At 67.0% G+C, this 25190-nt stretch carries 18 protein-coding genes, 2 tRNA genes and 1 pseudogene; 10 read left to right on the forward strand and 11 right to left on the reverse strand.

Annotation, left to right across the window (positions count from 1 at the left end):
• Window positions 1-43: 43 nt before the first annotated feature.
• The 4 genes from QE385_RS05250 to QE385_RS05265 all read right to left on the reverse strand — a co-directional run bounded on the left by QE385_RS05250 (window position 44) and on the right by QE385_RS05265 (window position 1854).
• Window positions 44-120, reverse strand: a tRNA-Asp gene (locus QE385_RS05250).
• Window positions 121-202: 82 nt separating this feature from the next.
• Window positions 203-279, reverse strand: a tRNA-Asp gene (locus tag QE385_RS05255).
• Between the two features lie 57 nt (window positions 280-336).
• On the reverse strand, window positions 337-1482 hold the full coding sequence (locus QE385_RS05260) for an AI-2E family transporter (RefSeq protein ID WP_307104572.1): 1146 nt from the start codon (window positions 1480-1482) through the stop codon (window positions 337-339).
• Between the two features lie 195 nt (window positions 1483-1677).
• Window positions 1678-1854 carry a hypothetical protein gene (locus tag QE385_RS05265; protein WP_307099746.1) on the reverse strand — a complete coding sequence of 59 codons (177 nt, stop codon included), beginning with the start codon at window positions 1852-1854 and terminating at the stop codon, window positions 1678-1680.
• A gap of 118 nt (window positions 1855-1972) precedes the next feature.
• Here QE385_RS05265 and QE385_RS05270 point away from each other — a divergent pair.
• The 5 genes and pseudogenes from QE385_RS05270 (at window position 1973) to QE385_RS05290 (ending at window position 7045) form a co-directional block, all read left to right on the forward strand.
• Window positions 1973-2864: pseudogene (locus tag QE385_RS05270) on the forward strand (acyl-CoA thioesterase).
• Window positions 2865-3015: 151 nt separating this feature from the next.
• Window positions 3016-4257, forward strand: a complete 1242-nt coding sequence (locus QE385_RS05275) for a TetR/AcrR family transcriptional regulator (protein WP_307099747.1) — start codon at window positions 3016-3018, stop codon at window positions 4255-4257.
• A gap of 129 nt (window positions 4258-4386) precedes the next feature.
• On the forward strand, window positions 4387-4902 hold the full coding sequence (locus tag QE385_RS05280) for a ca2+ sensor protein (protein ID WP_307099749.1): 516 nt from the start codon (window positions 4387-4389) through the stop codon (window positions 4900-4902).
• Window positions 4903-4980: 78 nt separating this feature from the next.
• Entirely contained in the window at window positions 4981-5700 is a 720-nt protein-coding gene (locus QE385_RS05285; protein ID WP_307099751.1) for a response regulator, read from the forward strand.
• Window positions 5701-5710: 10 nt separating this feature from the next.
• Window positions 5711-7045 (forward strand): ATP-binding protein, encoded by a 1335-nt coding sequence (locus tag QE385_RS05290; protein WP_307099753.1) that lies wholly within the window; start codon window positions 5711-5713, stop codon window positions 7043-7045.
• On the opposite strand, the gene QE385_RS05295 is transcribed toward QE385_RS05290, so the two are convergent.
• Together QE385_RS05295 and QE385_RS05300 are read right to left on the reverse strand one after the other, a co-directional pair.
• The gene (locus tag QE385_RS05295) at window positions 7046-8527 is read right to left on the reverse strand and encodes an MFS transporter (protein WP_307099755.1); all 1482 of its coding nucleotides are present in this window, start codon (window positions 8525-8527) and stop codon (window positions 7046-7048) included.
• 31 nt (window positions 8528-8558) lie between these two features.
• Window positions 8559-9590: a LacI family DNA-binding transcriptional regulator gene (locus tag QE385_RS05300; protein ID WP_307099756.1), complete on the reverse strand. Its 1032-nt coding sequence runs from the start codon at window positions 9588-9590 to the stop codon at window positions 8559-8561.
• Between the two features lie 207 nt (window positions 9591-9797).
• On the opposite strand from QE385_RS05300, the gene QE385_RS05305 reads away from it, so the two are divergent.
• From QE385_RS05305 to QE385_RS05325, 5 genes are read left to right on the forward strand one after another with little or no spacing between them, the layout of a single operon-like run.
• A complete protein-coding gene (locus tag QE385_RS05305) occupies window positions 9798-12563 on the forward strand; it encodes a TonB-dependent receptor (RefSeq protein ID WP_307099757.1) in 2766 nt (921 codons plus the stop codon).
• Between the two features lie 54 nt (window positions 12564-12617).
• The gene (locus QE385_RS05310) at window positions 12618-14159 is read left to right on the forward strand and encodes a tryptophan halogenase family protein (RefSeq protein ID WP_307104574.1); all 1542 of its coding nucleotides are present in this window, start codon (window positions 12618-12620) and stop codon (window positions 14157-14159) included.
• The gene (locus QE385_RS05315) at window positions 14156-15949 is read left to right on the forward strand and encodes an alpha-amylase family glycosyl hydrolase (protein ID WP_307099759.1); all 1794 of its coding nucleotides are present in this window, start codon (window positions 14156-14158) and stop codon (window positions 15947-15949) included. Before QE385_RS05310 ends, QE385_RS05315 begins: the two co-directional genes overlap by 4 nt.
• Window positions 15949-17562, forward strand: coding sequence for an alpha-glucosidase family protein (locus tag QE385_RS05320; RefSeq protein ID WP_307099761.1), 1614 nt, complete (start codon window positions 15949-15951; stop codon window positions 17560-17562). Before QE385_RS05315 ends, QE385_RS05320 begins: the two co-directional genes overlap by 1 nt.
• Complete coding sequence (locus QE385_RS05325; RefSeq protein WP_307099764.1) at window positions 17559-19637, forward strand: glycoside hydrolase family 97 protein; 2079 nt, start codon at window positions 17559-17561, stop codon at window positions 19635-19637. Before QE385_RS05320 ends, QE385_RS05325 begins: the two co-directional genes overlap by 4 nt.
• Window positions 19638-19788: 151 nt before the next feature.
• Here the strand turns inward: QE385_RS05325 and QE385_RS05330 are convergent, their stop codons facing one another.
• The 5 genes from QE385_RS05330 to QE385_RS05350 form a co-directional block, all read right to left on the reverse strand.
• Window positions 19789-21852: a M3 family metallopeptidase gene (locus QE385_RS05330; protein ID WP_307099766.1), complete on the reverse strand. Its 2064-nt coding sequence runs from the start codon at window positions 21850-21852 to the stop codon at window positions 19789-19791.
• Between the two features lie 136 nt (window positions 21853-21988).
• Window positions 21989-22180: a hypothetical protein gene (locus QE385_RS05335; protein ID WP_307099768.1), complete on the reverse strand. Its 192-nt coding sequence runs from the start codon at window positions 22178-22180 to the stop codon at window positions 21989-21991.
• Window positions 22177-22968 carry a Crp/Fnr family transcriptional regulator gene (locus QE385_RS05340; RefSeq protein ID WP_373424639.1) on the reverse strand — a complete coding sequence of 264 codons (792 nt, stop codon included), beginning with the start codon at window positions 22966-22968 and terminating at the stop codon, window positions 22177-22179. The genes QE385_RS05335 and QE385_RS05340 overlap by 4 nt, the downstream gene beginning before the upstream one ends.
• A gap of 82 nt (window positions 22969-23050) precedes the next feature.
• Window positions 23051-24136: a DUF475 domain-containing protein gene (locus QE385_RS05345; protein WP_307104577.1), complete on the reverse strand. Its 1086-nt coding sequence runs from the start codon at window positions 24134-24136 to the stop codon at window positions 23051-23053.
• A 161-nt stretch (window positions 24137-24297) separates the two neighbouring features.
• A complete protein-coding gene (locus QE385_RS05350) occupies window positions 24298-25059 on the reverse strand; it encodes an IclR family transcriptional regulator (protein WP_307099770.1) in 762 nt (253 codons plus the stop codon).
• Window positions 25060-25190: the final 131 nt, after the last annotated feature.

Raw genomic sequence — 25190 nt, forward strand, 5'->3', positions numbered from 1 at the left:
TCGGCAATGTCTATGCTGAAAACAAAAGCGCCATCCCGAAGGATGGCGCGAGTGACGGGGCTCGAACCCGCGACCTCCGGCGTGACAGGCCGGCGCTCTAACCAACTGAGCTACACCCGCTTGAAAGCCATGGGATACCAACCGAAATCGGCATCGGCCCCTAGTGGGGATTTCGATATTTTCAGCCATTCTCCGAGGAGAGTGGCGCGAGTGACGGGGCTCGAACCCGCGACCTCCGGCGTGACAGGCCGGCGCTCTAACCAACTGAGCTACACCCGCTGAAAGCGTCGAGGCGCGCCAACTAGGCGAGCGTTTCGGACCTGTCAACGCATCATTTCATTTTTCTTGCGGAACGTCCGCCGGGTCGCTGTCGCGGTCGAGATGGGTGAGCGTTCCATGCTCGAACAGGAAGCCCGCAATGTCGGGTTTGCCCGCCGCCTTGAGCACGGTCTGGAGGATGATGAGCAGCGGCACCGCCAGCAGCGCGCCCAGCGTCCCCCACACCCATCCCCAGAAGCTGAGCGAGACGAGGATCAGGATCGGACTGATGGTCAGGCGGTGCCCGACGATCAGCGGGGTGATCAAATTCGCCTCCACCAGATGCATGCCGTACATGATCGCAGGGGGCGCCAGCGCGACCCAGATGTCGCTGAACGTCATCAGCCCGCCCACCGCCAGCAGCAGCGCGCCGATCACCGGTCCGAAATAGGGGATATAGTTGAGCAGCGCGACGATACCGCCCCACATCAGCGGATAGGGCATGCCGAACAGCGACAGCGCCCCCGCCACCGCACCGCCCAGCGCCAGGTTGATGATGGTGATGGTGCCCAGATAGGCCGACACGTCGTCGACCACGTCCTGGATCACCCGCGCGGTGGCCATCGCGCCGTCGAAGCTCGTCCGCCCGCGAATCGTCTCGCGCCGCATCCGGGTCCAGCCCGACAGGACGAAGAAGACGACGAGGACGCCGAAGAGAAACTGGACGATCAGCCCCGGCGCGGAGGTCGCCGCCAGTTCCAGGATCGAGCTGGGCGGCGAGACGGCCGCCGTCTGCGCCTGGCGGATCGGGGTCGTGGCGACCTGCCGCAGCGCCTTGTTCACATAGCGTTCGAGGCTGGAATAGAGATCGAGCAGCGGCGCCAGATTGTCCTGGATCCGCCCGATCCGGCTGGGCAGCAGGCGGAAGAAGTCGGTCGCGGGCACCACGATCGCCGCCAGCGCGATATTGGCGACCACCAGGAACAGCAGGACGCACAGCAGCGCGGCGAGCGGCGACGGCACGCGACGCCGCTCCAGCCACTCCAGGATCGGCACCAGCGCGATTGCGATGACCAGCGCGGTGGTCAGCGGCAGGAAGAACTCCGCCCCTTCCTTCAGCGCGAACGGCAGCGCGAGGATGAAGCCCGCCCCCGCCGTCAGGGTCAGCCCGGCGAGCAGCCGGTCGCGGCGCATCGCGATCCGCACCGCATCGCGCTGCCCCATGCCGACCGGCACCCCCAGGATCGAATCACCGACCGGCCGACCCGTGCCGACCCCGTCATCTTGCGCGTCACTCATCCGGTCACGTTAGCGGCTTTCCCCAAGCTGAAAAGCCGCTAACCGCGCCGTTTCATGACGTTTGTGTCATGCGACGCGCGTGGGTCCGCGCCCTGCCGCCAACGAAGGGCGGCGGCGCCGTCACCAGGCGCGGGGAATCCCGCCCGTCCGCTCCGCGACCGCATTCTCGATCGACTGGAGCTGGGTGCGGTTCAACACACCCGCATCCATCAGGTGCCGCATCAATTCGTCGGTCAACGCGGCCAGGAAGTGCAGCTCGGCACGCTCCGAGGCGCCATCTTCATTCAAGACTTCCATCGCCATCTCCCGATCTTCTCGTCGACGCGAACTGTGTAGCGGGCACCCCAGGGGCGCGATAGTATCTTTTGCCCACCGCTCCATTGACGTTTACGTTAGCGGAATCCATCAAGGACGGATGGACCATGCCAAGCCCTCCACCCCCTCGCCCGAAGCGCTCGCCAGGGGGCTGGTCGCCCTGCTCGACGTCGAGGAGATCGACACCGATCTGTATCGCGGCGCCCGCCGACCGGGCGGCGAGGGCCGGGTCTTTGGCGGACAGGTGATCGCGCAGGCGCTCCAGGCCGCACAACGCTCGACCGAGGCCCCGCGCGCGGCGCATTCGCTCCACGCCTATTTCATGCGCGCAGGGGACGAACGCTATCCGATCATCTACCGGGTCGAGCGGGATTTCGAGGGGCGCAGCTTCGCGACGCGGCGCGTGATCGCGATGCAGAAGGGCAAGCCGATCCTCAACCTCGCCTGCTCGTTCCAGACGCCAGAGGACGGGCTGCACCATCAGGACGCGATGCCCGATGTCCCGATGCCGGACAGTCTGGCATCCGAACGCGATCTCCTGGCCTCGCTGGGCGACCGGGTTCCCGCACCAATCCGCGCCTTTCTCAGCCGACCGCGCCCGATCGAGCTGCGCCCGGTCGATCCGCGCCAGTTGCTCCAGCCCGAACCGCGCGAGCCGACCCAGGCGATCTGGTTCCGGCTGGTGGCGCCGATCGGCGACGACCCGACGCTGCACCGGGCGGTGCTGGCCTATGCCAGCGACTTCGCGCTGCTCGGCACCTCGACGCTGCCGCACGGGGTGAACTGGCTGATCGACAATATGCAGACCGCCAGCCTGGACCACGCGCTGTGGCTGCACGAGCCGTTCCGTGCCGACCAGTGGCTGCTCTACACCACCGACAGCCCCTGGGCGGGCCATGCGCGCGGATTCAACCGGGGGCGCATCTTTACCGCCCGAGGGCCGACTGGTCGCCAGCGTCGCGCAGGAGGGACTGATCCGGTTGCGCGACTAAAGGCCCGCCGGACATACCCGATCTTTGGAAACGCCGTTGCCCCTGCCCCACCTGCCCCGCGAAACGGCAAGAAGGGCGATGACCGGCGACACTTTTTCTTCTAATCGGCCATTACACGACCCCGTTACACGACCATGAGGAACTCGACGCGATGACCGCGATGCCCGTCGGCGAAGGGCTGAATACCGAACGCTATCGCCAGAAGCGCGACGCCATCCTGGCGGCGGCGGCGCAGGCGATCAACGAACAGTCGGCCAAGGGCATGACCTTCGCCGATGTCGCGCGCCGGGTCGGGCTGAACACCACCAGCGTCACCTATTATTTCCGCCGCAAGGAGGAACTGGCCGCCGCCGCGTTCGAGAACACGCTCGAGCGGCTGCTGGAGATGCTGGCGACCGCCGCCGAGGAGCCGACGCCGCAGGCGCGGGTCGCACGCTATGTCTCGATCAACATGGCCCGGCTGGCGCGGATCGAGCGGGGCGAGGAAACGCCCTTCGCCGTGCTGTCGGACCTGCGCGCGATGGAGGAGCCCATTCGCGGCCGGTTGATGGCCGGGTGGCAGAAGGTCTTCCGCGCCACGCGCAGCCTGTGGGGCGCGCCCGCCAGCCGCGCGCATACCGACCTGTACGGTGCGCGGGCGCATGTCCTGCTCGAAAACACCTTCTGGCTGCCCGTATGGCTGGGCCGGTACGAACCCGACCAATATGACCGGGTGGAGGCGCGGCTGCTCGACGTGCTGACCCACGGCGTCGCGGCACGGGGATCGGCCTGGCGCCCCACCCTGCTCGACCTGGAACAGCACCGGGCCAGCGCGTCGGAGCCGGGGCGCGAAGCGTTCCTGCTGGCGGCGACGCGCCTGATCAACCAGCTCGGCTATCGCGGCGCCAGCGTGCAGCGGATCGCGTCCGAGCTGAACGTAACCAAGGGCAGCTTCTACCACCATCTCGACGCCAAGGACGATCTGGTCGCCGCCTGTTATCGCCGCAGCTTCGACACGATCACCGGCGCGCAGCAACTGGCCGATGCGGCGGGGGGCAGCCACTGGCACCGGCTGTCGAGCGCGATCGCCACGCTGCTCGACATCCAGTTCGCCGAGCGCGGGCCGCTGCTGCGCACCTCGGCGCTGTCCAGCCTGGCGGGGGACGAGCGCGCCGCGATGGTCGAACGGTCCAACCGGATCGCCCGCCGCTATGCGGGGACGATCATGGACGGGGTGGCCGAGGGCTCGATGCGCCCGGTCGATGCGCTGATCGCCGCACAAGCGTTGATGGCGCTCCAGAATGCCGCCTTCGACATGCGCAAATGGGCCAGCACCATGGAGCGGCCGCATGCGATCGCGCTCTATGCCTCGACCATCCTCTACGGCCTGTTCGACGACCGGCTGCTGGACTGACGCCCCGCCCTCTCCGCACATTTTGCGACAATATGCCGGGCGGCGCGACATGATCCGGTGACAGGACGGTGCGACAAGGGGGCATGACCGGAGGGAATGGCCCTTCCGTCCAGAAGGAATGCTCCCGCCATGCGAAAGACCCTGATCGGCCTTTCCTTCGCCGCGCTGCTCGGCAGCACCGCCGCCTATGCCCAAGGCGACATGCCCCCTCCCCCGCCCGGCGGCATGATGGGCGCGCGCCCCGACGCGAACGGCAATATCACCCGCGCCGCCGCCATCGCCGACGCCGACCGGCGCTTCGCCGACATGGATGCCGATCATGACGGCACGGTCACGCCCGAGGAAATGCAGGCCTATCACGCCCGGCGTCGCGCCGAATGGCAGCAGCGCCGCGCCGAAGGGCCCCGCCCCCATGGTGAGCGCCCCGAGGGCGAGCGTCCCGGTCGGCCCGCACCGGGACCGATCACCGCCGATGCGTTCCGGGCGCGCGCGCTCGCCATGTTCGACCGGCTGGACACCAATCACGACGGCAGGATCGACGCGACCGAACGCGCCGCCGCGCCGCGTTTCGGCGGCCGCCGCTTCGGCCATGACCGTCCGGGCGACCTGCCCCCTCCCCCTCAGCCTGCACCGCAGGACCACTGAGCCGTCAGGCGGGGCGACCGATTCTCCCAACGGCCGCCCCGCTTGCGAGCCGCGCCCGCCATGCTAGACCCAGAGATCATGTCCGATACGCCGCATTTGCTGCTCGTCGACGACGAGCGTTCGATCCGCGAGCCGCTGGCCGTCTATCTGACCAAACAGGGTTTCCGCGTGACCCAGGCGGGCGATGCCGCCTCGGCCCGGACGCGGCTGGCCGCCTATGCGATCGACCTCGTCATCCTCGACATCATGATGCCCGGCGAGGACGGCCTGTCGCTGTGCCGCCATATCGCCGCGACCAGCGAGGTGCCGGTCATCCTGCTGACCGCGCGCGCCGAGGAAACCGACCGCATCGTCGGGCTGGAGATGGGCGCGGACGATTATGTGGTGAAGCCCTTCTCGCCGCGCGAACTGGCGACCCGCGCCAAGGTCGTGCTGCGCCGGACCCAGTCCGGTGGCGCGCGGCTGCATGCGCCCGACAGCGGCTCCTATGCCTTTGCGGGCTGGGTGCTGAAATCGGGCGAGCGGTCGCTGGTCGATCGCGAGGGGGTGTCGGTGATGCTGTCGACCGGCGAATACAACCTCCTCCTCGCGCTGGTCAGCCGCCCGCGCCAGGTGCTGACCCGCGACCAGCTGCTCGACCTGACGCAAGGGCGCGAGGCCGCCGCGTTCGACCGCGCGATCGACAACCAGGTCAGCCGCCTGCGCCGCAAGATCGAGACCGATCCCAAATCGCCCGAGATCATCAAGACGGTCTGGGGCGGCGGCTATACGCTGGCCGCCGAGGTCACCCGCCTGTGACCGCCCGCCGATGACCGTCCGGCTCTGGCCGCGTCGATTGGCGGGGCAGATGGCGCTGCTGCTCGCCATCGCGCTGTTCGTGGCGCAGGCGATCAGCTTCACGCTGCTGCTGCGCGAGCGGCGCAGCCTTCAGCTCGAACAGACCTCCGGCCCCGCCATCGCGCGACTGAACGACGCCATCGAGCGCGCCGCCAGCGGCAAGCCGCTTCCCCCCGATCGCGGGCGGGTGCGGGCCTCGGCGAACAATCCGATCCGCCCCGACCTGCCGCGCGTGAAGGAGGTCGAGGCGCTGATCCGCGACGGGCTCGCCGAGACCGGCCATCCTGTCGTCCGGGTGGTGACCGGCGTGCGCCCCTTCAACCCGGAGGATTTCGACTGGCCCCGCCGCCGGGGCGACCGTCGACGCATCCCCGCCGAGGAATTGCTGATCGCGGTCGAGCGCAAGGGCGGCGGCTGGCTGGTCACGCGATCCTTCTGGCCGCATGACGGCCTGTTCCTGGTCTGGCGGCTGATCGCGCAGACGCTGATCCTCTACGGCGTCATCCTGCTGCCCGTCCTCTGGATCGGGCGTCGCATTTCGCGCCCCTTGCGCGACCTGACCCGCGCCGCAGAGGGCTTCGATCCGCGCGAGAAGGGTGAGCCCATGCCCGAACAGGGCCCGCTGGACGTGTCGGCGCTGATCGCCGCGTTCAACGCCCTTCGCCTGCGGATCGGCGCAATGCTGGAGGAGAAGGACCGGATGCTCGGCGCGATCGGCCACGACCTGCGCACCCCGCTGGCGGCGCTGCGCGTGCGGATCGAGTCGGTCGAGGACGAACAGGACCGGCTGCGCATGGCCGATACCATCGCCGAGATGAACAAGACGCTGGAGGACATCCTCTCGCTCGCGCGCGTCGGGCGGCCCAGCGAGGCGGAAACCGATGTCGACCTGAACGCGCTGGTCGATGCCGTGGTCGCCGATTTCCATGACCTGGGGCAGGATGTCAGCTTCGAGGAGCGCGGGCGGCTTCGGTTGAAGCTGCGGCCCTCGCTGATGCGGCGCGCGGTGCGCAACCTGATCGAGAATGCGGTCAAATATGGCCATTGCGCCGATGTCCGCATCGACGCGCTGCCCGACCGGATCGCGATCATCGTCGCCGATCGCGGCCCCGGCATCGCCGTCGACCAGCTGGAGACGGTGTTCGACCCCTTCATCCGGCTGGAACATTCGCGCAACCGCGATACCGGCGGGATCGGGCTGGGGCTGGCGCTGGCGCGGTCGATCGTGCGCGAGGCGGGGGGCGATATCCGCCTGGCCAACCGGCCCGAGGGCGGGCTGGCGGCGACGATCACCCTGCCCCGCTGATCAGGCGTCGCGCGCCACCCGAAGCATCGCCGCCGCCGCCAGCACCATGACCCCCGCCGCGATCGCCATCGCCCAGACCAGGTTGCCGGGAAAGAAATGCCCGACCACCGCGCCCATCACCGACGACACGATCAACTGTGGCAGCACGATAAAGATGTTGAACAACCCCATGTAGATACCCAGTTTTTCGGCCGGAAGCGCGGCCGACAGGATCGCATAGGGCATGGTCAGGATCGACGCCCAGGCGATCCCCACCAGCACCATCGCGCCGAGCAGCCACCAGGCGTCGCGGATCACCAGGAACGAGGCGAACCCCGCCGCACCGCACAGCAACCCCAGGACATGCGTATTGCGCCGCCCGATCGCCCGCGCCAGCCGGGGCAGGACGAAAGCCCAGAGCGTCGCCACCCCGCTATAGACCGCAAAGAGCACCCCGACCCAGTTCGCACCCTCGTTGAACGCCGCGCTGCTCGCGTCGCTGGTATGGAATACCCGATCGGCGACGATCGGGGTGGTATAGATCCACATGATGAACAGCGCCGACCAGGTGAAGAACTGGACCAGCGCCAGCCGCTTCATCGTCGCGGGCATCGCGGCGAGATCGGCGAGGATCTGGCTGAGCGCATTGCCGCCGCGCCCGCTACGCACCAGCGCGGCGCTGACGATCTTCGCCAGGCCGAAGGCGACCAGCCCGCCGCCCAGCAGATAGACCGGCTTGTCGAGCCCCAGCCAGCCGACGCCTGCGACGATCGCCAGCCCGGCCGCGATCCAGAGCGGCGCCGCCCCCATGGCGCGCGACGGCGGGGCATCGCCATGGGTGGCCTGCTGCGCATCGCCATCGGCAAAGGCGGCGATCTGTTCGGGCGAATATTCGCGCGTGGTCAGGACCGTCCACATCACCGCGACGAACAGCGCCGCCGCGCCGATATAGAAACCATAGCGCACCGAGGGGGGCACCTCGCCCGGTCCCGCGACATTGGCGACATGGAAGACATCGGTCAGCACCATCGGCGCCAGCGATCCCAGCACCGCGCCCGCGCCGATGAACCCGGTCTGGAAGGCATAGCCCGCCGTTCGCTGCCGACCGGGCAGCATGTCGCCGACAAAGGCCCGGAACGGCTCCATCGAGACGTTGAGCGACGCGTCGAGCAGCCATAGCAGCATCGCCGCCGCGACCAGCCCACCGGCATTGGGCATGCCCACCAGCGCCAGCGTCGCCAGCACCGCCCCCGCCAGGAAATAGGGCCGCCGCCGCCCGAAACGCCCCCAGGTCCGGTCGCTATAATGGCCGATCACCGGCTGGACGAGCAGTCCGGTCAGCGGGGCCGCGATCCACAGAAACGCCAGGTCCTTCTCGGCAGTGCCCAGCGACTGGAAGATGCGGCTGACATTGGCATTTTGCAGGGCAAAGCCGATCTGGATGCCGAAAAAGCCGAACGAGGTGTTCCACAAGCCCCAAAAGCCCTGACGCGGCTTCTCCATATCCTGTCCCAATCATCTGTTTTATTTGTCTTTATGGCCGGATGCTCGATCCGCGGACGACCAGCGTCGCGGGCAGCAGCGCGGTGACACGCGGCTTGCCCGCAATCTCCGCCAGCAGCGCGCGGACCAGCAATCGCCCGGCGGCGGAGGCGTCCTGCAACACGGTGGTCAGCGGCGGGTGCGCGAAGCTGGCGGCGGGAATATCGTCGAAGCCGACCACCGACACATCGGCGGGCACCCGCATCCCCGCCTCGGCCAGCACGCGCATCGCGGCGAGCGCGATCAGGTCGCTGGCCGCCATGATCCCGTCGAACGCCCGCCCCCGCGCCAGCAGCGCACGCGCCGCGCGCTCGCCCTCCTCCTCGCTGGAGATCGCGCCGACCTGAAGCGCGGGGTCGCAAGGCAGGTCCGCCTCGGCCAGCGCGTCGCGATAGCCGCGATAGCGGTCGTGGAATTCGGGATAATGGTCGGTCGCGTCGCCCAGAAAGGCGATACGCCGTCGGCCTTGCGCGATCAGATGCCGGGTCGCGGCCAGCGCGCCCGCATGATTGTCGCATCCGATGGTCAGCCCCGGCTGGTCCGGCGTTACCGATCCCCAGCGCACGAAATGGGTGCCGCGCGCCACCAGCTGGTCCAGCTGCTCGCGATAATCCGCATAGTCGCCATAACCCAGCAGGATCAGCCCATCCGCGCGGTGGCTGTCCTCATAATCGGCCTGCCAGTTGTTCTCGACATTCTGGAACGAGACCAGCAGGTCGTAACCGACCTCGGCACAGCTCTCCATGATCGAGCCCAACATGCCGAGAAAAAAGGGATTGATCAGCGTGCGGCCCGGCGAGGGATCGCGGAACAGCAACAGCGCCAGCGTCCGCGTCTGCCCGCTGCGCAGGTTGGAGGCGGCCCGGTCGACGGTATAGTTCAGCGTCTTGGCGATCGCCTCGATCCGGGCGCGCGTGGCCGCGCTCACCGAAGGACTGCCGCGCAGGGCCCGGCTGACGGTCGGCTGCGACACCCCCGCCAGCTGCGCGATGTCGAACGATGTGGGCTTTCTCTGGCCTACCAAGACGCGCAGTTCCTCCTCTCCCTGCTGCATACCGGCATTGCGCACATCGGTTAAGCAGCACCCCTGTCGTAATAATGCAACAGGCCGATCTGGCCGCATTGAATACGTATGCGGCTTTGTTGGCATTTTGCGCCATCGATTTCATGGAAGCTGTAACAACCATACCCGTTCGTCGAACAGAGACGGGGTTTCCTGGAGGGGATTTTCATGACGGTTCGCCCTGTGGCGCCGGCCGATGCCGCGCGCTCGTTCCTGAAGCTCGGCGTCAGCACTTTGGCCATGGTCATCGCCGCACCGGTGTTCGCGCAGATCGCGACCACGCCCGCCGATCCGGCCGCCAGCACCACCGCCGCGACCCCCAATGACGGAGCCGCCGCCGATCCGCAGACGCAGGATGGTGTGGGTTCGGGCGATATCGTCGTCACCGGCTTCCGCGCCGCGCTGGAAAATGCCGTCGCCGAGAAGAAGAACCGCGACCTCGTCGTCGAGTCCGTCTCGGCGGAGGATATCGGCAAGCTGCCCGACGCCTCGATCGCGGAATCCATCGCCCGCCTGCCCGGCGTCACGTCGCAGCGGGTCAACGGCCGCTCCAACGCCATCTCGATCCGCGGCTTCGCGCCCGATTTCTCGACCACCCTGCTCAACGGCCGCGAGCAGACCTCGACCGGTGACAACCGCGCGGTCGAATATGACCAGTACCCCGCCGAGGTCGTCAACCAGGTGCTGATCTACAAGACCGCCAATGCCGGGCTGATCGGCCAGGGCCTGTCGGGCACGGTCGACCTGAAGACCATCCGCCCGCTCGACTATGGCAAGCGCGTCTTTTCGGTCGGCGCGCGCGGCACCTATGCCGATATCGGCAAGCTGAATGCCGGATCGAAGGACTTCGGCTATCGCGCCTCGGCCACCTATGTCGACCAGTTCGCCGACGACACGATCGGCGTGGCGCTGTCCGCCAGCTATCTGAACGAGCCGTACCAGATTCAGGAAGGCAATGCCTGGGGCTATGCGCCGGTCACGGTGAACGGCGCTTCGGCCAATGTCATCGGCGGCTCCAAATCCTATGTCACCTCGACCATGCTCAAGCGACTGGGCCTTTCGGGCACGCTTCAGTGGAAAATGAGCGACACCTTCACCAGCACGCTCGACGGTTTCTATTCCGACTTCAACGACGATCAGATCAAGCGCGGTATCGAACTGCCGCTGGCCTGGGGCAGCGGTACGACGCTGACCAATCCGACCGTCAGCAACGGCCTCGTCACCTCGGGCACGTTCAACAATGTCGAAGGCGTCGTCCGCAACGACTCGTTCCAGCGCAAGGCCAAGCTCTACTCGTTCGGCTATAACGGCAAGTATAAGGGCGATGACGGCTGGAGCGCGTTCATCGACCTCAGCTATTCGCGCACCGATCGCGACGAGGTGACGCTGGAAACCTATAGCGGCACCGGATACGGCCAGGGCAACGGCGCGACCGATACGATCGGCTTCACCACGGGACGCACCGGCACGGTCTTCAAGCCGACGCTGAACTATTCCGACCCCAATCTGATCCAGCTGACCGATCCGCTGGGCTGGGGCGGCACGACGCGGCAGGCGGGCTATTTCAACGACCGCAAGATCACCGACCAGATCAAGCAATACCGCGTCGAGATCGAGCGTGAGGTCGAGACACCGATCGTCCATGCGATCCGCTTCGGCCTGAACTATACCGACCACAGCAAATCGCTGGCACCCAACGAATCCTTCGTCACGTTGCCGAACGGGGCGACCATCGCGCCGCTGCCCCAGCAATATCGCCAGACGCCGACCGACCTGACCTATCTGGGGCTGGGGCCGATGCTCAGCTATGATCCGCGTGCGCTGCTGGCGGGCGGGGTCTATACGCTGACCCCCAATACCAGCCCGGACGTGCCCGCCAAGGCGTACACCACGACCGAGCATCTGATGACGGCCTATCTCCAGACCGACCTGCGCGCGCAGCTCGGCGCGGCGGAGCTGACCGGCAATATCGGCGTGCAGGCGGTCGGCACCGAGCAGAAGTCGCGCGGGCTGATCTATAACGGATCGGGCTATACAAGCATCGTCCAGGGCGACGATTACTGGGACATCCTGCCCAGCGCCAACCTGTCGCTGCGCCTGCCCAGCGACTGGGTGTTCCGCGTCGCCGCCGCGCGCCAGATGATGCGGCCGCGCTTCGACGACATGCGCGTCGCCCTGTCCTATGGCTTCGACGCGGCGCAGGGGATCATCTCCGGCAATGGCGGCAATCCCTATCTCCGCCCGATCCGCGCCAATTCGTTCGACGTGACGGTGGAGAAGTATTTCGGCACGCGCGGCTATCTGGCGGCGCAGGGCTTCTACAAGGATCTCAAAAGCTTCGTTTACAATCTTGAGCAGCCCTATGATTATGCGGGCCTGCCCCTGCCCGCCGCCGTGCCGGTCGGCACGCCGACGCTGGGGCGCATCACCCGGCCGATCAACGGCTCGGGCGGGACCATCTATGGCGTCGAGCTGGCGGGCACGCTGCCGCTCGGCCAGGTGGTCAGTTTCCTCGACGGTTTCGGCCTGACGGGTGGCGGGTCGTACACCAAGACCGAGATCGTCCCGACGCCCGGCGGCGAGCCCGAGGATATTCCCGGCTATTCGCGCTGGGTGGCGAACGGCACCGCCTTCTTCGAGAAATGGGGCCTGAACATCCGCGGGTCGGTGCGCTACCGCTCGACCTTTGTGGGTGAGCTGTCGGGCTTCGGCGCCAACCGCGTCCGCCGCCGCGCCATCGACGAGACGATCGTCGACGGGCAGATCGGCTATGACTTCCAGGAGGGCACGTTCAAGGGCCTGTCACTGTTCCTGCAGGGCCAAAACCTGACCGACACGCCGTTCGTCACCACCAATGGCGGACAGCGCGATCAGGTGATCGACTATCAAAGCTATGGCCGCCGGTTCCTCGCCGGGTTTACCTATCGCTTCTGATGCCCCTCGCCCCGCGCCGGTCTTCGGCTGGCGCGGGGTATCGTGAGACGCCGCATGGACGCCGCCCCCTCGACAGCCCCCATCGCGCCCGCCCCCGTCACGCAGCGGGTCGTGATCGTCGGCGGCGGCACCGCCGGATGGATGGCGGCGGCGGCGCTGGCGCGGTTCCTGCCCGCCTCCACTCGCATCACCCTGATCGAGTCCGAGGCGATCGGCACCGTCGGGGTCGGCGAGGCGACCATTCCCGGCATCCGCCTGTTCAACCAGATGCTGGGCCTGGACGAAGCCCAATTCCTTCGCGCCACCCAAGGCAGCTTCAAGCTGGGCATCCGGTTCGAGGGCTGGTCAGGTGCGGACAGCGGCTATATCCATGCGTTCGGCAGCATCGGGCGCGCGCTGGGGCTGGTGCCCTTTCACCATTACTGGCTGCGTGGCGGCGGCGGGGCCAATCCGGCCTCGCTCTGGGGGCATATGGCCAGTGCCCAGGCCGCAATGGCGGGCCGCTTCGCCCCCGATCCCGGCCGCCCCGACCTGCCGAGCGGCCTGGCCTGGGCCTATCATTTCGACGCCAGCCTCTATGCCGCGCTGCTCCGCCGTCATGCGGAGGCGACAGGGGTGGTGCGGATCGAAGGCAGGATCGGCTCGGTCGCACGCGATACCGGCGGGCGGATCAATCATGTCGTGCTGGAGGGCGGCCGGCGCGAGGCGGGCGACCTGTTCATCGACTGCACCGGCTTTCGCGCGCTGCTGATCGGCGAGACGCTGGCCGAGCCCTTTGATGACTGGTCCGAACTGCTCCCCTGCAACCGCGCGCTGGCGGTGGCGGGCGAGCGGACCAGCCCCCTGCCCCCTTATACCCGCGCCATCGCGCATGGCGCGGGGTGGCGCTGGCGCATTCCGCTTCAGCATCGGACCGGCAACGGGCTGGTCTATGACAGCCGCCATCTCTCGGACGGCGAGGCGGCCGACCGGCTGCTCTCGGCGCTCCGTGGCGAGGCGGTGGGGGAGCCGCGCCTGCTCGGCTTCACCGCCGGACGGCGGCGGCGCGCCTGGGTGGGCAATTGCGTCGCGCTCGGCTTGGCGGCGGGGTTTCTGGAGCCGCTGGAATCAACCAGCATCCACCTGATCCAATCGGGCATCGCCCGGCTGCTGGAGTTCTGGCCGGGGCCGATGCTCCAACCGGTCGAGATCGACGCCTATAATCGCCTGACCGAAGTCGAATGGCGGGGCATCCGCGACTTCCTGATTCTCCATTACCACGCCAATGCCCGGCCCGAGCCCTTCTGGGCCGAGCGGCGCGCGGTGCCCTTGCCCGACGGCCTTGCCGCCCGCATCGCCCTGTTCCGCGCCAGCGGCCGCGTGCTGCGCGACGGCGAGGAGCTGTTTGCCGAACCCGCCTGGATCCAGGTCCTGATCGGTCAGGGCATCCTGCCCTCCGGCCATCATGCGCTGGCGGATGCGCTGTCGGCGGACGAGTTGGACGATCTCCTCACCCTCACCCGGCGTCATGCCGCGCAGGTGGCCGCCCGGCTGCCGACGCACGACGCCTTCCTCGCCGCGCATTGCGCCGCGCCCGTTCCAAAGGTCTGCCCATGAAGACGCTGCTGCTCGCCTTGCTCGCCACCGCCACGCCCTTGGCCGCGCAGGATTATCGCCAGCGCCTGCCCCAGGACGAGGTGATCTATTTCGTCCTGCCCGACCGGTTCGACAATGGCGACACCGCCAATGATCGCGGTGGGCTGAAGGGCGGGCCACTGACCACCGGCTTCGATCCGACGCACAAGGGATTCTATCATGGCGGCGACCTGAAGGGGCTGACCCGGCGGCTCGACTATATCCAGGGGCTGGGCGCGACCGCGATCTGGCTGGGGCCGATCTTCAAGAACAAAGCCGTGCAAGGGGCCAGGGGCCAGGAGAGCGCGGGCTATCACGGTTACTGGATCACCGACTTCACGACCGTCGACCCGCATCTGGGCAGCGAGGCGGACCTGCGCGCCTTCATCGCCGCCGCGCATGGCCGGGGGATGAAGGTCTATATGGACATCATCGTCAACCACACCGCCGACGTGATCCAGTATCGCGAATGCGCCGAGGGCACGCCCTGCCCCTATCGCGACCGCGCGACCTGGCCCTATCAGCGGCGGGGCGGGGTGGACGGTCAGCCGATCAATCTGGGCTTTCTGGGCGACGACGTGCAGACCGCGGCGAACTTCGCGCATCTGACTGATCCCGCTTACGCCTATACGCCCTATGTCCCGGCAGGCGAGCAGAATGCCAAGACCCCCGCCTGGCTGAACGATCCCGTCTATTACCATAATCGCGGCAATACGAGCTTCGAGGATGAAAGCTCGACCACCGGTGACTTTTCGGGACTGGACGATCTCTACACCGAAAATCCGCGCGTCATTGCGGGCATGATCGACATTTACGGCAGCTGGATCGACCGGTTCGGCATCGACGGCTTTCGCATCGACACCGCCAAGCATGTGAACCCGGAGTTCTGGCGCAGTTTCGTCCCCGCCATGCTGGACCGCGCCAAGGCCAAGGGCATCCCGAACTTCCATATCTTCGGCGAGGTCACGGCGGGGATGGAGCCGGGCACGCTCGCGCGCTGGACCAAGATCGCCGACTATCCGGCGGTCCTCGACTTCGCCTTCATGAATGCGGTCATCCAGACGGTCGCGGAGAACAAGCCGACCCGCACGCTCGCCAGCCTGTTCGAGGGCGATGTCCTCTATGCCAAGGGCGAGGCGACGGCGGACATATTGCCGACCTTTCTCGGCAATCACGATCATGGCCGCTTCGCGCGCGACGTCCGGCAGGCGAACCCCGACGCCTCGGACGAGGAAATTCTGAAGCGCGTCGAACTGGGCCATGCCATGCTGCTGACCCTGCGCGGCGTGCCGACCATCTATTCGGGCGACGAACAGGGTTTTGCGGGCGATGGCAACGACCAGGATGCGCGCGAGGACATGTTCGCCAGCAAGGTTGCCAGCTACAACGACAACCGGCTGGTCGGCACGATGAAGACGACCGCGACCGACAGCTTCGTCCCCTCCCACCCGCTCTATCGGGAGATCGCGACGCTCGCCCGACTGCGCGTCGCCAACCCCGCCCTCACGCGCGGGCGGCAGGTGATCCGCGCGCGCGGCGATGCGCCGGGGCTGTTCGCCGTCTCGCGCTTCGATCCCGATACGGGGCGCGAATTTGTGATCGCCTTCAACACCTCAGCCAAGCCCATCGCGCAGGCCGTACAGGTCGAAACGGCATCGCAACGTTTCACTGCCATGGCTGGCCCCTGCGCCCCCAAGGCCGCCGCGCCCGGCAGCCTGATGTTCGACTTGCCCGCCTTCGGCTATGCCGTCTGCGCGGCGGAGACCCGTTGATGACCGAGACTGCCCGCATCGCTCCGCGTCCCTGGTGGAAGGGCGCGGTGATCTATCAGATTTACCCCCGTAGCTTTGCCGACAGCAATGGCGACGGCATCGGCGACCTGCCCGGCATCACCGCCCGGCTGGACCATGTCGCCAGCCTGGGCGTCGATGCGATCTGGCTGTCGCCCTTCTTCACCTCGCCGATGAAGGATTTCGGCTATGACGTCGCCGATTATCGCGACGTCGATCCGATCTTCGGGACGCTCAAGGATTTCGACGCGCTGGTCGCCCGTGCGCACGAACTGGGGCTGAAGGTCGTCATCGACCAGGTGTACAGCCACACCTCCGACGAGCACCCCTGGTTCACCGAAAGCCGGTCCAGCCGCACCAATCCCCGCGCCAATTGGTATGTCTGGGCCGATCCCAAGCCAGACGGCTCGCCGCCGTCCAACTGGCAGTCGGTGTTCGGCGGCCCCGCCTGGACCTGGGACGCGCGGCGCGGGCAATATTATCTGCACAATTTCCTGAAGGAACAGCCGCAGCTGCACGTCCACCATCCGGACGTGCAGGCCGAATTGCTGGCGACTGCGCGCTTCTGGCTCGACCGGGGCGTGGACGGCTTCCGCCTCGATGCGATCAACTTCATGATGCACGAGCCGACCCTGCGCGATAACCCGCCCGCGCCCGACACGGGCAAGACGCGGACCCGGCCGTTCGACTTCCAGCTGAAGCTCTACAACCAGAGCCATGCCGATATCGTGCCCTTCCTCGAGCGGATCCGCACCACGCTGGACGGCTATGGCGACCGCTTCACTGTGGCCGAGGTCGGCGGCGACGAGGCCGATCGCGAGATGAAGCTGTTCACCGCCGGGGATCATAGGCTGAACACCGCCTATGGCTTCGACTTCCTCTATGCCGACCGGCTGACCCCACGCATCGTCGCCGAGGCGGTCGCGAAATGGCCAGCCGAGCCGGGGGTGGGCTGGCCGAGCTGGGCGTTCGAGAACCATGACGCGCCCCGCGCCGTGTCGCGCTGGACCACGCCGGAGCATCGCGACGCGTTCGCGCGGATGAAGATGCTGCTGCTCCTGTCCTTGCGCGGCAATGCCTTTGTCTATCAGGGCGAGGAACTGGGGCTGACCCAGGTCGATGTGCCCTTCGAGCGGTTGGTCGACCCGGAAGCCATCGCCAACTGGCCGCTGACCCTGTCGCGCGACGGGGTGCGCACGCCGATGCCGTGGAGCAGCAATGCGGCCAATGGCGGCTTCTCGGAGGTCGAGCCCTGGCTGCCGGTCGGGCCGGATCACGCCGCGCTGGCGGTCAACCGACAGGATGGCGACCCGGACTCGCTGCTGAACCTCACCCGCCGCCTCGTTCGCTTGCGCGCCGATACGCCTGCGCTGGCGGTCGGCGACCTGACGCTGTTGCACGCCGACGACCAGCTGCTCGCCTTCGAGCGGCGGGAAGGCGACCAGCACCTGCTCTGCCTGTTCAATACGGGCGACACGCCCGTCCAGCTGCCCGCCACCCTGCCACGGGGCGGGCGGGTGCTGGTCCAGATCAATAACGCCACCGACGAACGCCTGGGCGCGTTCGGGGCGGCGATCCGGGAGATGACTGCATGAAGACGACCATTGCCCTGGGCTTCGGCCTGATTGCCGGGGCGGCGCAGGCCCAGAACGGGCCCGCCGATCCGGCGGTCAACGAGACATTCAAATTCGCCAAGCCCGCCGGACAGCCCGACGCGATCGAAACCTCGCCGAACGGGCAGATCACCGTGCAGGTGTCGACCGACAATGACGGGCGTGCGGTCTATATGATCGCCAGGGGCGGCAAGGCGATCGTCGCCCCCTCGCGGCTGGGGATGATGTTCACCGACGCGCCCAAGATCGAGCGGGGGCTGAAGATCGAGGCGGTGTCGCACGCCAAGTCCGACACCAGCTGGACCCAGCCCTGGGGCGAATGGCGCACCATCCGCGACAATCACCGCGAGATGCGCGTCCGCCTGATGGAATCGAGCGCGCTCCATCGCCGCTATGACGTGGTGTTCCGGGTGCAGGACGACGGTGTCGGCTTCCGCTACGAATTTCCCGAGCAGCAGGCTTTGCCCAAGGCGAACATCGCCGAGGAACTGACCGAGTTCAACATCGCGCAGGGCGGCACCGCCTGGTGGAAGCCCGCCTTCCTGTGGAACCGCGAGGAATATCTCTACAACCGCACGCCCATCACGGCGGTCGGCACGGCGGCGACGCCGATCACCATGAAGCTGGACGACGGTACGCACATCGCCATCCATGAGGCGGCGCTTGTCGACTATGCCAGCATGGCGGTGATGAAGACCGAGGGGAATGGGTTCAAGGCGGTCCTCACCCCCGGCTCGGGCGCGCCCAAGGTGGTGAAGACGGGGGCGTGGACGACGCCGTGGCGCACCTTCCTGATCGCACCCGATGCAGGCGGCCTCTATATGAGCCACCTGATGCTCAACCTGAACGAGCCCAACAGGCTGGGCGACGTATCCTGGGTGAAGCCGGGCAAGTTCGTCGGCGTCTGGTGGAAGATGATCAAGGGCGAATGGAGCTGGGCGCGCGGACCGCGCCACGGCGCGACGACCGCCAATGTGAAGACCTATATCGACTTCGCATCGAAATACGGCATCCCCGGCGTGCTGGTCGAGGGATGGAATATCGGCTGGGATGGCGACTGGGCGGGCAATGGCTCGGCGATGCAGTTCGCGACCCCGGCGGAGGATTTCGATGCGGACGCGCTGGCGAAATATGCGAAGTCCAGGGGCGTCTCGCTGATCGGCCACCACGAGACGGGCGGCGCGGTCAGCCATTATGAAAGCCAGTTCGACCCGGCCTTCAAATTCGCCGCCGATCATGGCGAGCATGTCGTCAAGACCGGCTATGTCGCCGATGCCGGGCAGATCGAGCGGGTGAACCCGGACGGCTCGGTCAGCCGGGAATGGCATGAGGGCCAGTGGATGGTGAACCACCATCTCCGCGTTCTTCAGGCCGCCGCCAAGTACAAGGTGTCGATCGACAGCCATGAGCCGGTCAAGGACACCGGCCTGCGCCGCACCTATCCCAACTGGCTGGCGCGCGAGGGCTCGCGGGGTATGGAATATAACGCCTGGCCGGGCAAGAACCCGCCCGAGCATGAGGCGAATCTGGCCTTCACCCGGATGCTCGAAGGGCCGATGGACTTCACGCCCGGCGTGCTGAGCCTGACGGGCAGCGACAATAGCCCGATCCAGTCGACCATCGCCAAGCAGCTGGCGCTGTATGTGGTGCTCTACTCGCCGGTGCAGATGGCGGCCGACACGCCGGAGAATTACGCGAAATATCTGGAAGCCTTCCGCTTCATCGCGGATGTGCCGGTGGATTGGGAGGATAGCCGCGTGCTGAACGGCGAGGTCGGCGATTACGTCACCTTCGCGCGTCGGGATCGTAAGAGCCGCGACTGGTATGTCGGCTCGATCACCGACGAGAATGCGCGGGAACTGACCGTGACGCTCGACTTCCTCGATCCGGGCAAGTCCTATGAGGCACAGGTCTATAAGGACGGCCCCGGCGCGACCTATGCGACCGAGGCGCGGCACGCGATCGCGTTCGAAACCCGGCGGGTGAAGAAGGGCGACACGCTGACGCTGTCGCTGGCGCCGGGTGGTGGTCAGGCAATCCGGTTGAAGGCGCTTTGACACCTCTTCCTCCCCCATAGGGGGAGGGGGACCATCCGAAGGATGGTGGAGGGGTGTCACCGGTGGCGAGGTTGGTTTGACCTCGCCGACCGGGACACCCCTCCGTCAGGGCTTCGCCCTGCCACCTCCCCTTACAGGGGAGGATTTTGGGTTACTTCGTCGGGAAACCCCGCTGCTTGAGCAGCGCGTTCACATCCGGGTCGCGCCCCCGGAACGCGCGATAGGCCTCGGCGCGGTCGGTCTCGTTCCCCGTCGACAACAGCACCCGCGCAAAGCGGTCCGCCGTGGCCTTGTCCCACGGGCTGCCCGCTTCCTCGAACGCCGCGAAGGTGTCGGCGTCCATCGTCTCCGACCAGAGATAGCTGTAATAGCCCGCCGAATAGCTGTCCGACGAGAACAGGTGATTGAACTGCGGCAGGCGGTGCCGCATCACCAGCTCCCTCGGCATCCCGATCTCGCGCAGCGTCGTCGCCTCGAACGCCGCCGGGTCGACCACGCCGTCGGGCACGGTGTGCAGCTTCATGTCGACGATCGCCGAGGACAGATATTCGGTCGTCGCAAAGCCTTGGTTGAAGGTCTCCGACGCCTTGATCTTGTCGAGCAGCGCCTGCGGCATGGGCTGGCCGGTCTTGTAGTGGCGGGCATATTTGTCGAGCACGTCGCGGGTCAGCAGCCAATGCTCGTTCACCTGGCTGGGATATTCGACGAAGTCGCGCGGCGTGCCCGCCAGCCCCGGATAGGTGACGTTCTGCAGCATCGCGTGGATCGCGTGGCCGAATTCGTGGAACAGCGTCTCGGCATCGTCCAGGCTGATGAGGACCGGCTCGCCGGGCGCGCCCTTGGCGAAGTTGTTGTTGTTGGACGACAGGACATTCTGCACCGGCGGCAGGTTGCGCTGGCCGCGATAGGTGTTCGCCCAGGCACCCGAACGCTTGCCGGTCCGCGCGAAATCGTCGCGGTAGAACAGGCCGACCTCCTTGCCGTTCCGCGTGACGTGCCAGACGCGCATGTTCGGCTCGAAGACGGGCACCGTGCCGGTGATCTCCTTGAACTCCAGCCCGTAGAGCCGGTTCGCGGCGTAGAGCGAACCCTGGATGATGTTGTTCAGCTCGAAATAGGGCTTCAGCTCGGCCTGATCGAGATCGTAGCGGCTCTTGCGGACCTTCTCCTGATAGAAGCGATAGTCCCAGGGCTCGATGGTGATCTTCGCGCCTTCCCTATCCGCGATGGCCTGCATGTCGCGGACCTCTTCGGCGACGCGCGCCTTGGCGGCGGGCCAGACGCGCATCATCAGGTCCATCGCGGCGGCCGGGGTCTTGGCCATCGTGTCCTGCATCCGCCAGTCGGCATGCGTCTTGAAGCCCAGCAGGTGCGCCCGGTTCGCGCGCAGGCGGACGATACGCGCGATGGTCGCCTTGGTATCGTTGATGTCGCCATTGTCGCCGCGCTTGGTGAAGGCGCGCCACACCTGCTCGCGCAGCGCCCGGTCGGTGGCGAAGGTCAGCACCGGATCGACCGCCGAGCGGGTGTTGACGATCGCCCAGCCCTGCTGCCCGCGCTCGGCCGCCGCCGCCTTGGCGACCGCCTTCACGCTGTCGGGCAGGCCCGCAAGGCGCGCCTCGTCGGTGACGATGATCGCGGTGCCTTCGTCCGCCAGCAGCCGCTGCGAGAACTCGCTGAAATTGATCGCCAGATTCTGGTTGAAGGCGGACAGCTCGGCCTTCTGCGCGGGTGTCAGCTTGGCCCCCTGCCGCACGAAGCTGTCATAGGTGCGCGTGACCAGCCGCTTCTGCTGCGCGTCGAGTCCGCTCGTGTCGCGTGCCTTATAGATCGCCTCGATCCGCGCGAACAGCTTGGGGTTGAAGGTGATCTCGTCCGACGCCTTGGACAGTTTGGGCGACCATTCGCGGTCCAGCGCCTGATAGGCCGGATTGTTCATGTTGCCGGTCATCACCCCGAACAGCGTCATCACGCGGTTCAGCGTCTGTCCGGCATTCTGCATCGGCACAAAGGTATTGGCGAAGCTCGGCTTGGCCGGATCGTTGGCGATCCGGTCATACTCCTGCCTGCGCTCGGCCAGCGCCGCCTGGAAAGCGGCGGGGAACAGCTCGGGCTTCACCTTGTCCCATGGCGGCACCCCGCCATAGGGGCCGGTCCAGGGGGAAAGCAGCGGATTGGTGGCGGGCGCCTGCGCCGCCTGCGGGGGAGCAGCCATGGCGGTTTGGCTCATCAGCGTGGACAGGACAAGGGCGAGGGACAGGTGACGCAATGGGAACTCCCGGACATGACACGGAAGTCATCACCATAAGCGCCTGAACAAAGGGGTAAAGTCCCGATCCCTCCGCACGGGATCACCCTTGCCGCCGATTCTGCTCCTCCGCGACCCCGGCAGCGGCGATCAGCGCCTCGCCCGTCCGGCGCGCGGCCCCGGCCGTCATCGTGACCGCGACACCATCGGGGCCGTCGAGCATGACCAGCCCTTGCTCCGCGGTCGCCCGTCCGGCATCGGATCGGATTCCGGAATGGCCGGGAGACGCGCTCATATGTCCTTACCCATCATGTTGGGGCCGCCGCCATAGAGATAGCCCGGATCGAAATCGGCCAGCGCCGCCAGCGCGTCGATGTCGAGCATCCGCACCTCCCCGCTGCGAAAGGTCATCAGCCCGCGCTCGCGCAGCGACCGCAGCACGCGGTTCAGATGCACCGGGGTAACCCCCGCCGCCTCGGCCAGATCGATCTGCGTCACCGGAAAGCGGAACGTGCCGTCGCGCACCAGATCGACCATGGCGAGCCGCGCATGAAGCTCGCAGAACAGATGCGCGACGCGTCCGTCCGCCTCCAGCCGACCCAGCCGGAACACCCATTCGCGGTGCATCGCCGCGTCAAGCAGCGTCGAGAACCACAAGAGCCGCGTCAGGCGTGGTCGATGCAAGACGATCTCGTCCAGCCGGTCATGGCCCGCCAGCGCCACCTTGGCCCGGGTCAGCGTCGCCACCTCATGGTCGAGATAGCGCATCGCGAAGCCATGGAGGTCGACGAAATCGCCCGGCACGTGAAAGGCGACGATCTGTCGGTTGCCGTGCCGGTCGTCCATATACCGGCACATCACCCCTTCGAGCAGCAGGCTGCTGTGCCTGACCCGCTCGTCCCGGCGGATAACGATCCGGCGCGCAGGCAGGTCGACCACCTCGTCGATCGTGGACTCCAGCGCGGCGACGTCGTCCGCCGTCATCACGTCGCGCCCGCGTTCCTTCAGGAACAGGCCGGTCAGGGGAGGACGGTCGGCCGTGGCCTTGTCCAGATGCAGGGCATCGATCGCAGTTGCCGCCATGCCGTGATCCCTCGCTCCAACCGTTCGCAGGGGAAATCCTTCGCGATGCGAAACGGTTCCCCTGCGCGACGACGGCGCGCGATCAGTGGCCGGGCGAGCGTCCGGTTCCCTTGACCGGATCGGCGGAGGCCAATGCCTGTTCGGGATGCTTGCGGTTGCTGCGCACCGACGCCCAGAAGGACAGGCCGATGACCGTCGCGCCGATCAGGCCGGTGATCGTCTCCGGGATATGGAACCGCACCGACAACAGCATGATCGCCGCCAGCGCCAGGATCGCATAGAAGGCGCCATGCTCCAGATAGCGATACTGGGTCAGCGTGCCGTGATCGACCAGCATGATCGTCATCGACCGGACGAACATCGCCCCGATCCCCAGGCCCAGCGCGATGATGAACAGATTGTTCGACAGGGCGAAGGCGCCGATCACCCCGTCGAACGAGAAGCTGGCGTCCAGCACCTCCAGATACAGGAAGGCGGCAAAGCCCGACTTGGCCGCCGCGCCCGTCGCCGCATCGCCATCGCCCTCCAGCAGCACGCCGACCGCATGGACCGCGATATAGGTCAGCAGGCCGAAGATCCCGGCGGTCAGGAAGGTCATCGCCTCCTCGGCGGGAATGAACCGGCCGATGCCATAGAGCGCGAGCAGCACGATCCCCATCGCCAGCCCCGAAATGTCACGCAGCGCCGCCAGCGGCCGTTCGATCGCGGGGAGCCAATGGTCCTCCTTCTCGTCATCGAGAAAGAAGTTCAGCCCGACCATCGCCAGGAAGCTGCCGCCGAACCCCGAAATCCCGACATGGGCCGAGGTGATGATCTGTTCGTAGCGGACTGGATCGCCCGCGGCGAGCTTCACCGCCTCGATCGGCCCCATATGCGCGGCGATCGCGACGATGGCGAGCGGGAAGACGATCCGCATCCCGAACACCGCGATCAGGATACCCCAGGTCAGGAAGCGCCGCCGCCATTTGTCGTCCATGTCGCGCAGCACGGTGGCATTGACCACCGCATTGTCGAACGACAGCGACACCTCCAGCACGCCGAGCACCAGCACGATCCACAATATGCCCAGCGTCCCCGCCAGCGTGCCCGTGCTCTCAAAGCCCAGCCAGGCCGCGATCGCCAGACAGATCGCGGTGAAGAGGAACGATCCCTTATAATATTTCAGCAGCACCTATTCCCCCTGTACGCGGCCGACCGAAAAGCTCCGCAGCCCGGTAAAGCCCGGCTCCATGCTTTTGTTCAATCGGGCACCGGCTCTATCGCCGCCGGGCCCGGTCGCGACAAGCGGCTTTGCACGCGAAGATGCGCGGGAGGGGACCCACGCGCGGGTCAGATGCGCGCGTCGTTGCCGATCAGCTGATTGGTGATGCGGTCGGCGGTCGCGCGCAGATGATTCAGCGCGGCGGCCTCGTCGACGGGCGCGTCGGTGATGCGGATGAACGGGACCGCCAGGACCGCCATGGCCTGATCGCCGCGCATGATCGGGGCCGCCAGTTCGACCATGCCGACCAGATCGGGGCTGTCGACCCGGGCGAACCCCTGTTCCCGCACCGCATCCGCCTGCGCCACCAGCCGGGCGCGCGCCTCTTCCGACAGCGGTGGGTCGAACAGCGCCTCCCATTCGCGCCGGGTCTGTTCGGGCTGCATGGCATAGAGAAGGACGCCCGACGGGGTGTCGTAGAGCGGCCGACGATAGCCGACGCGGACCGAGAAGCCGACCGCCGTACACGCCTCCATCCGCGCGATGACCGAGGAAGCCGCGCCCGACGGGACGGAGAGATAGCAGGACTGGCCGATCGTATCGGCGAGCAGCCGCATTTCAGGAAGCGACTGTTCCATCAGGCTACGCACCGGCGGACGCTTCAACCCCAGATGGAACAGCCGCGAGGTCATGACATAGCCGTCCGGCCCCTGCGACACATAACCGCGATGCTCCAGCACCTGGATCATGCGGAACAGCTCGCCCGTCGACCGGCCCAGCCGGTTGACGATCCCGCTCATGGTCAGCGGGTGCTCCTCGGCCGCCAGCAGCTCCAGAATGTCGAGCCCCTTTTCCAGCGCGGGGGCGCGGTAGAGCCGCTTATCGTCCAAGCTGCCCTCTGTTAACGTAACCAAGCACACTCTCCACCGCAACCCGACCGAAAGATCCGACAGATTCGCCATGACATCAGAGTGTTCGCATCTACATCCTTTGGTCAGGCCGCAGCAATATCATTAACGTT

It is taken from the genome of Sphingomonas sp. SORGH_AS_0950, assembly GCF_030818415.1.
Classification (GTDB): Bacteria; Pseudomonadota; Alphaproteobacteria; order Sphingomonadales; family Sphingomonadaceae; genus Sphingomonas.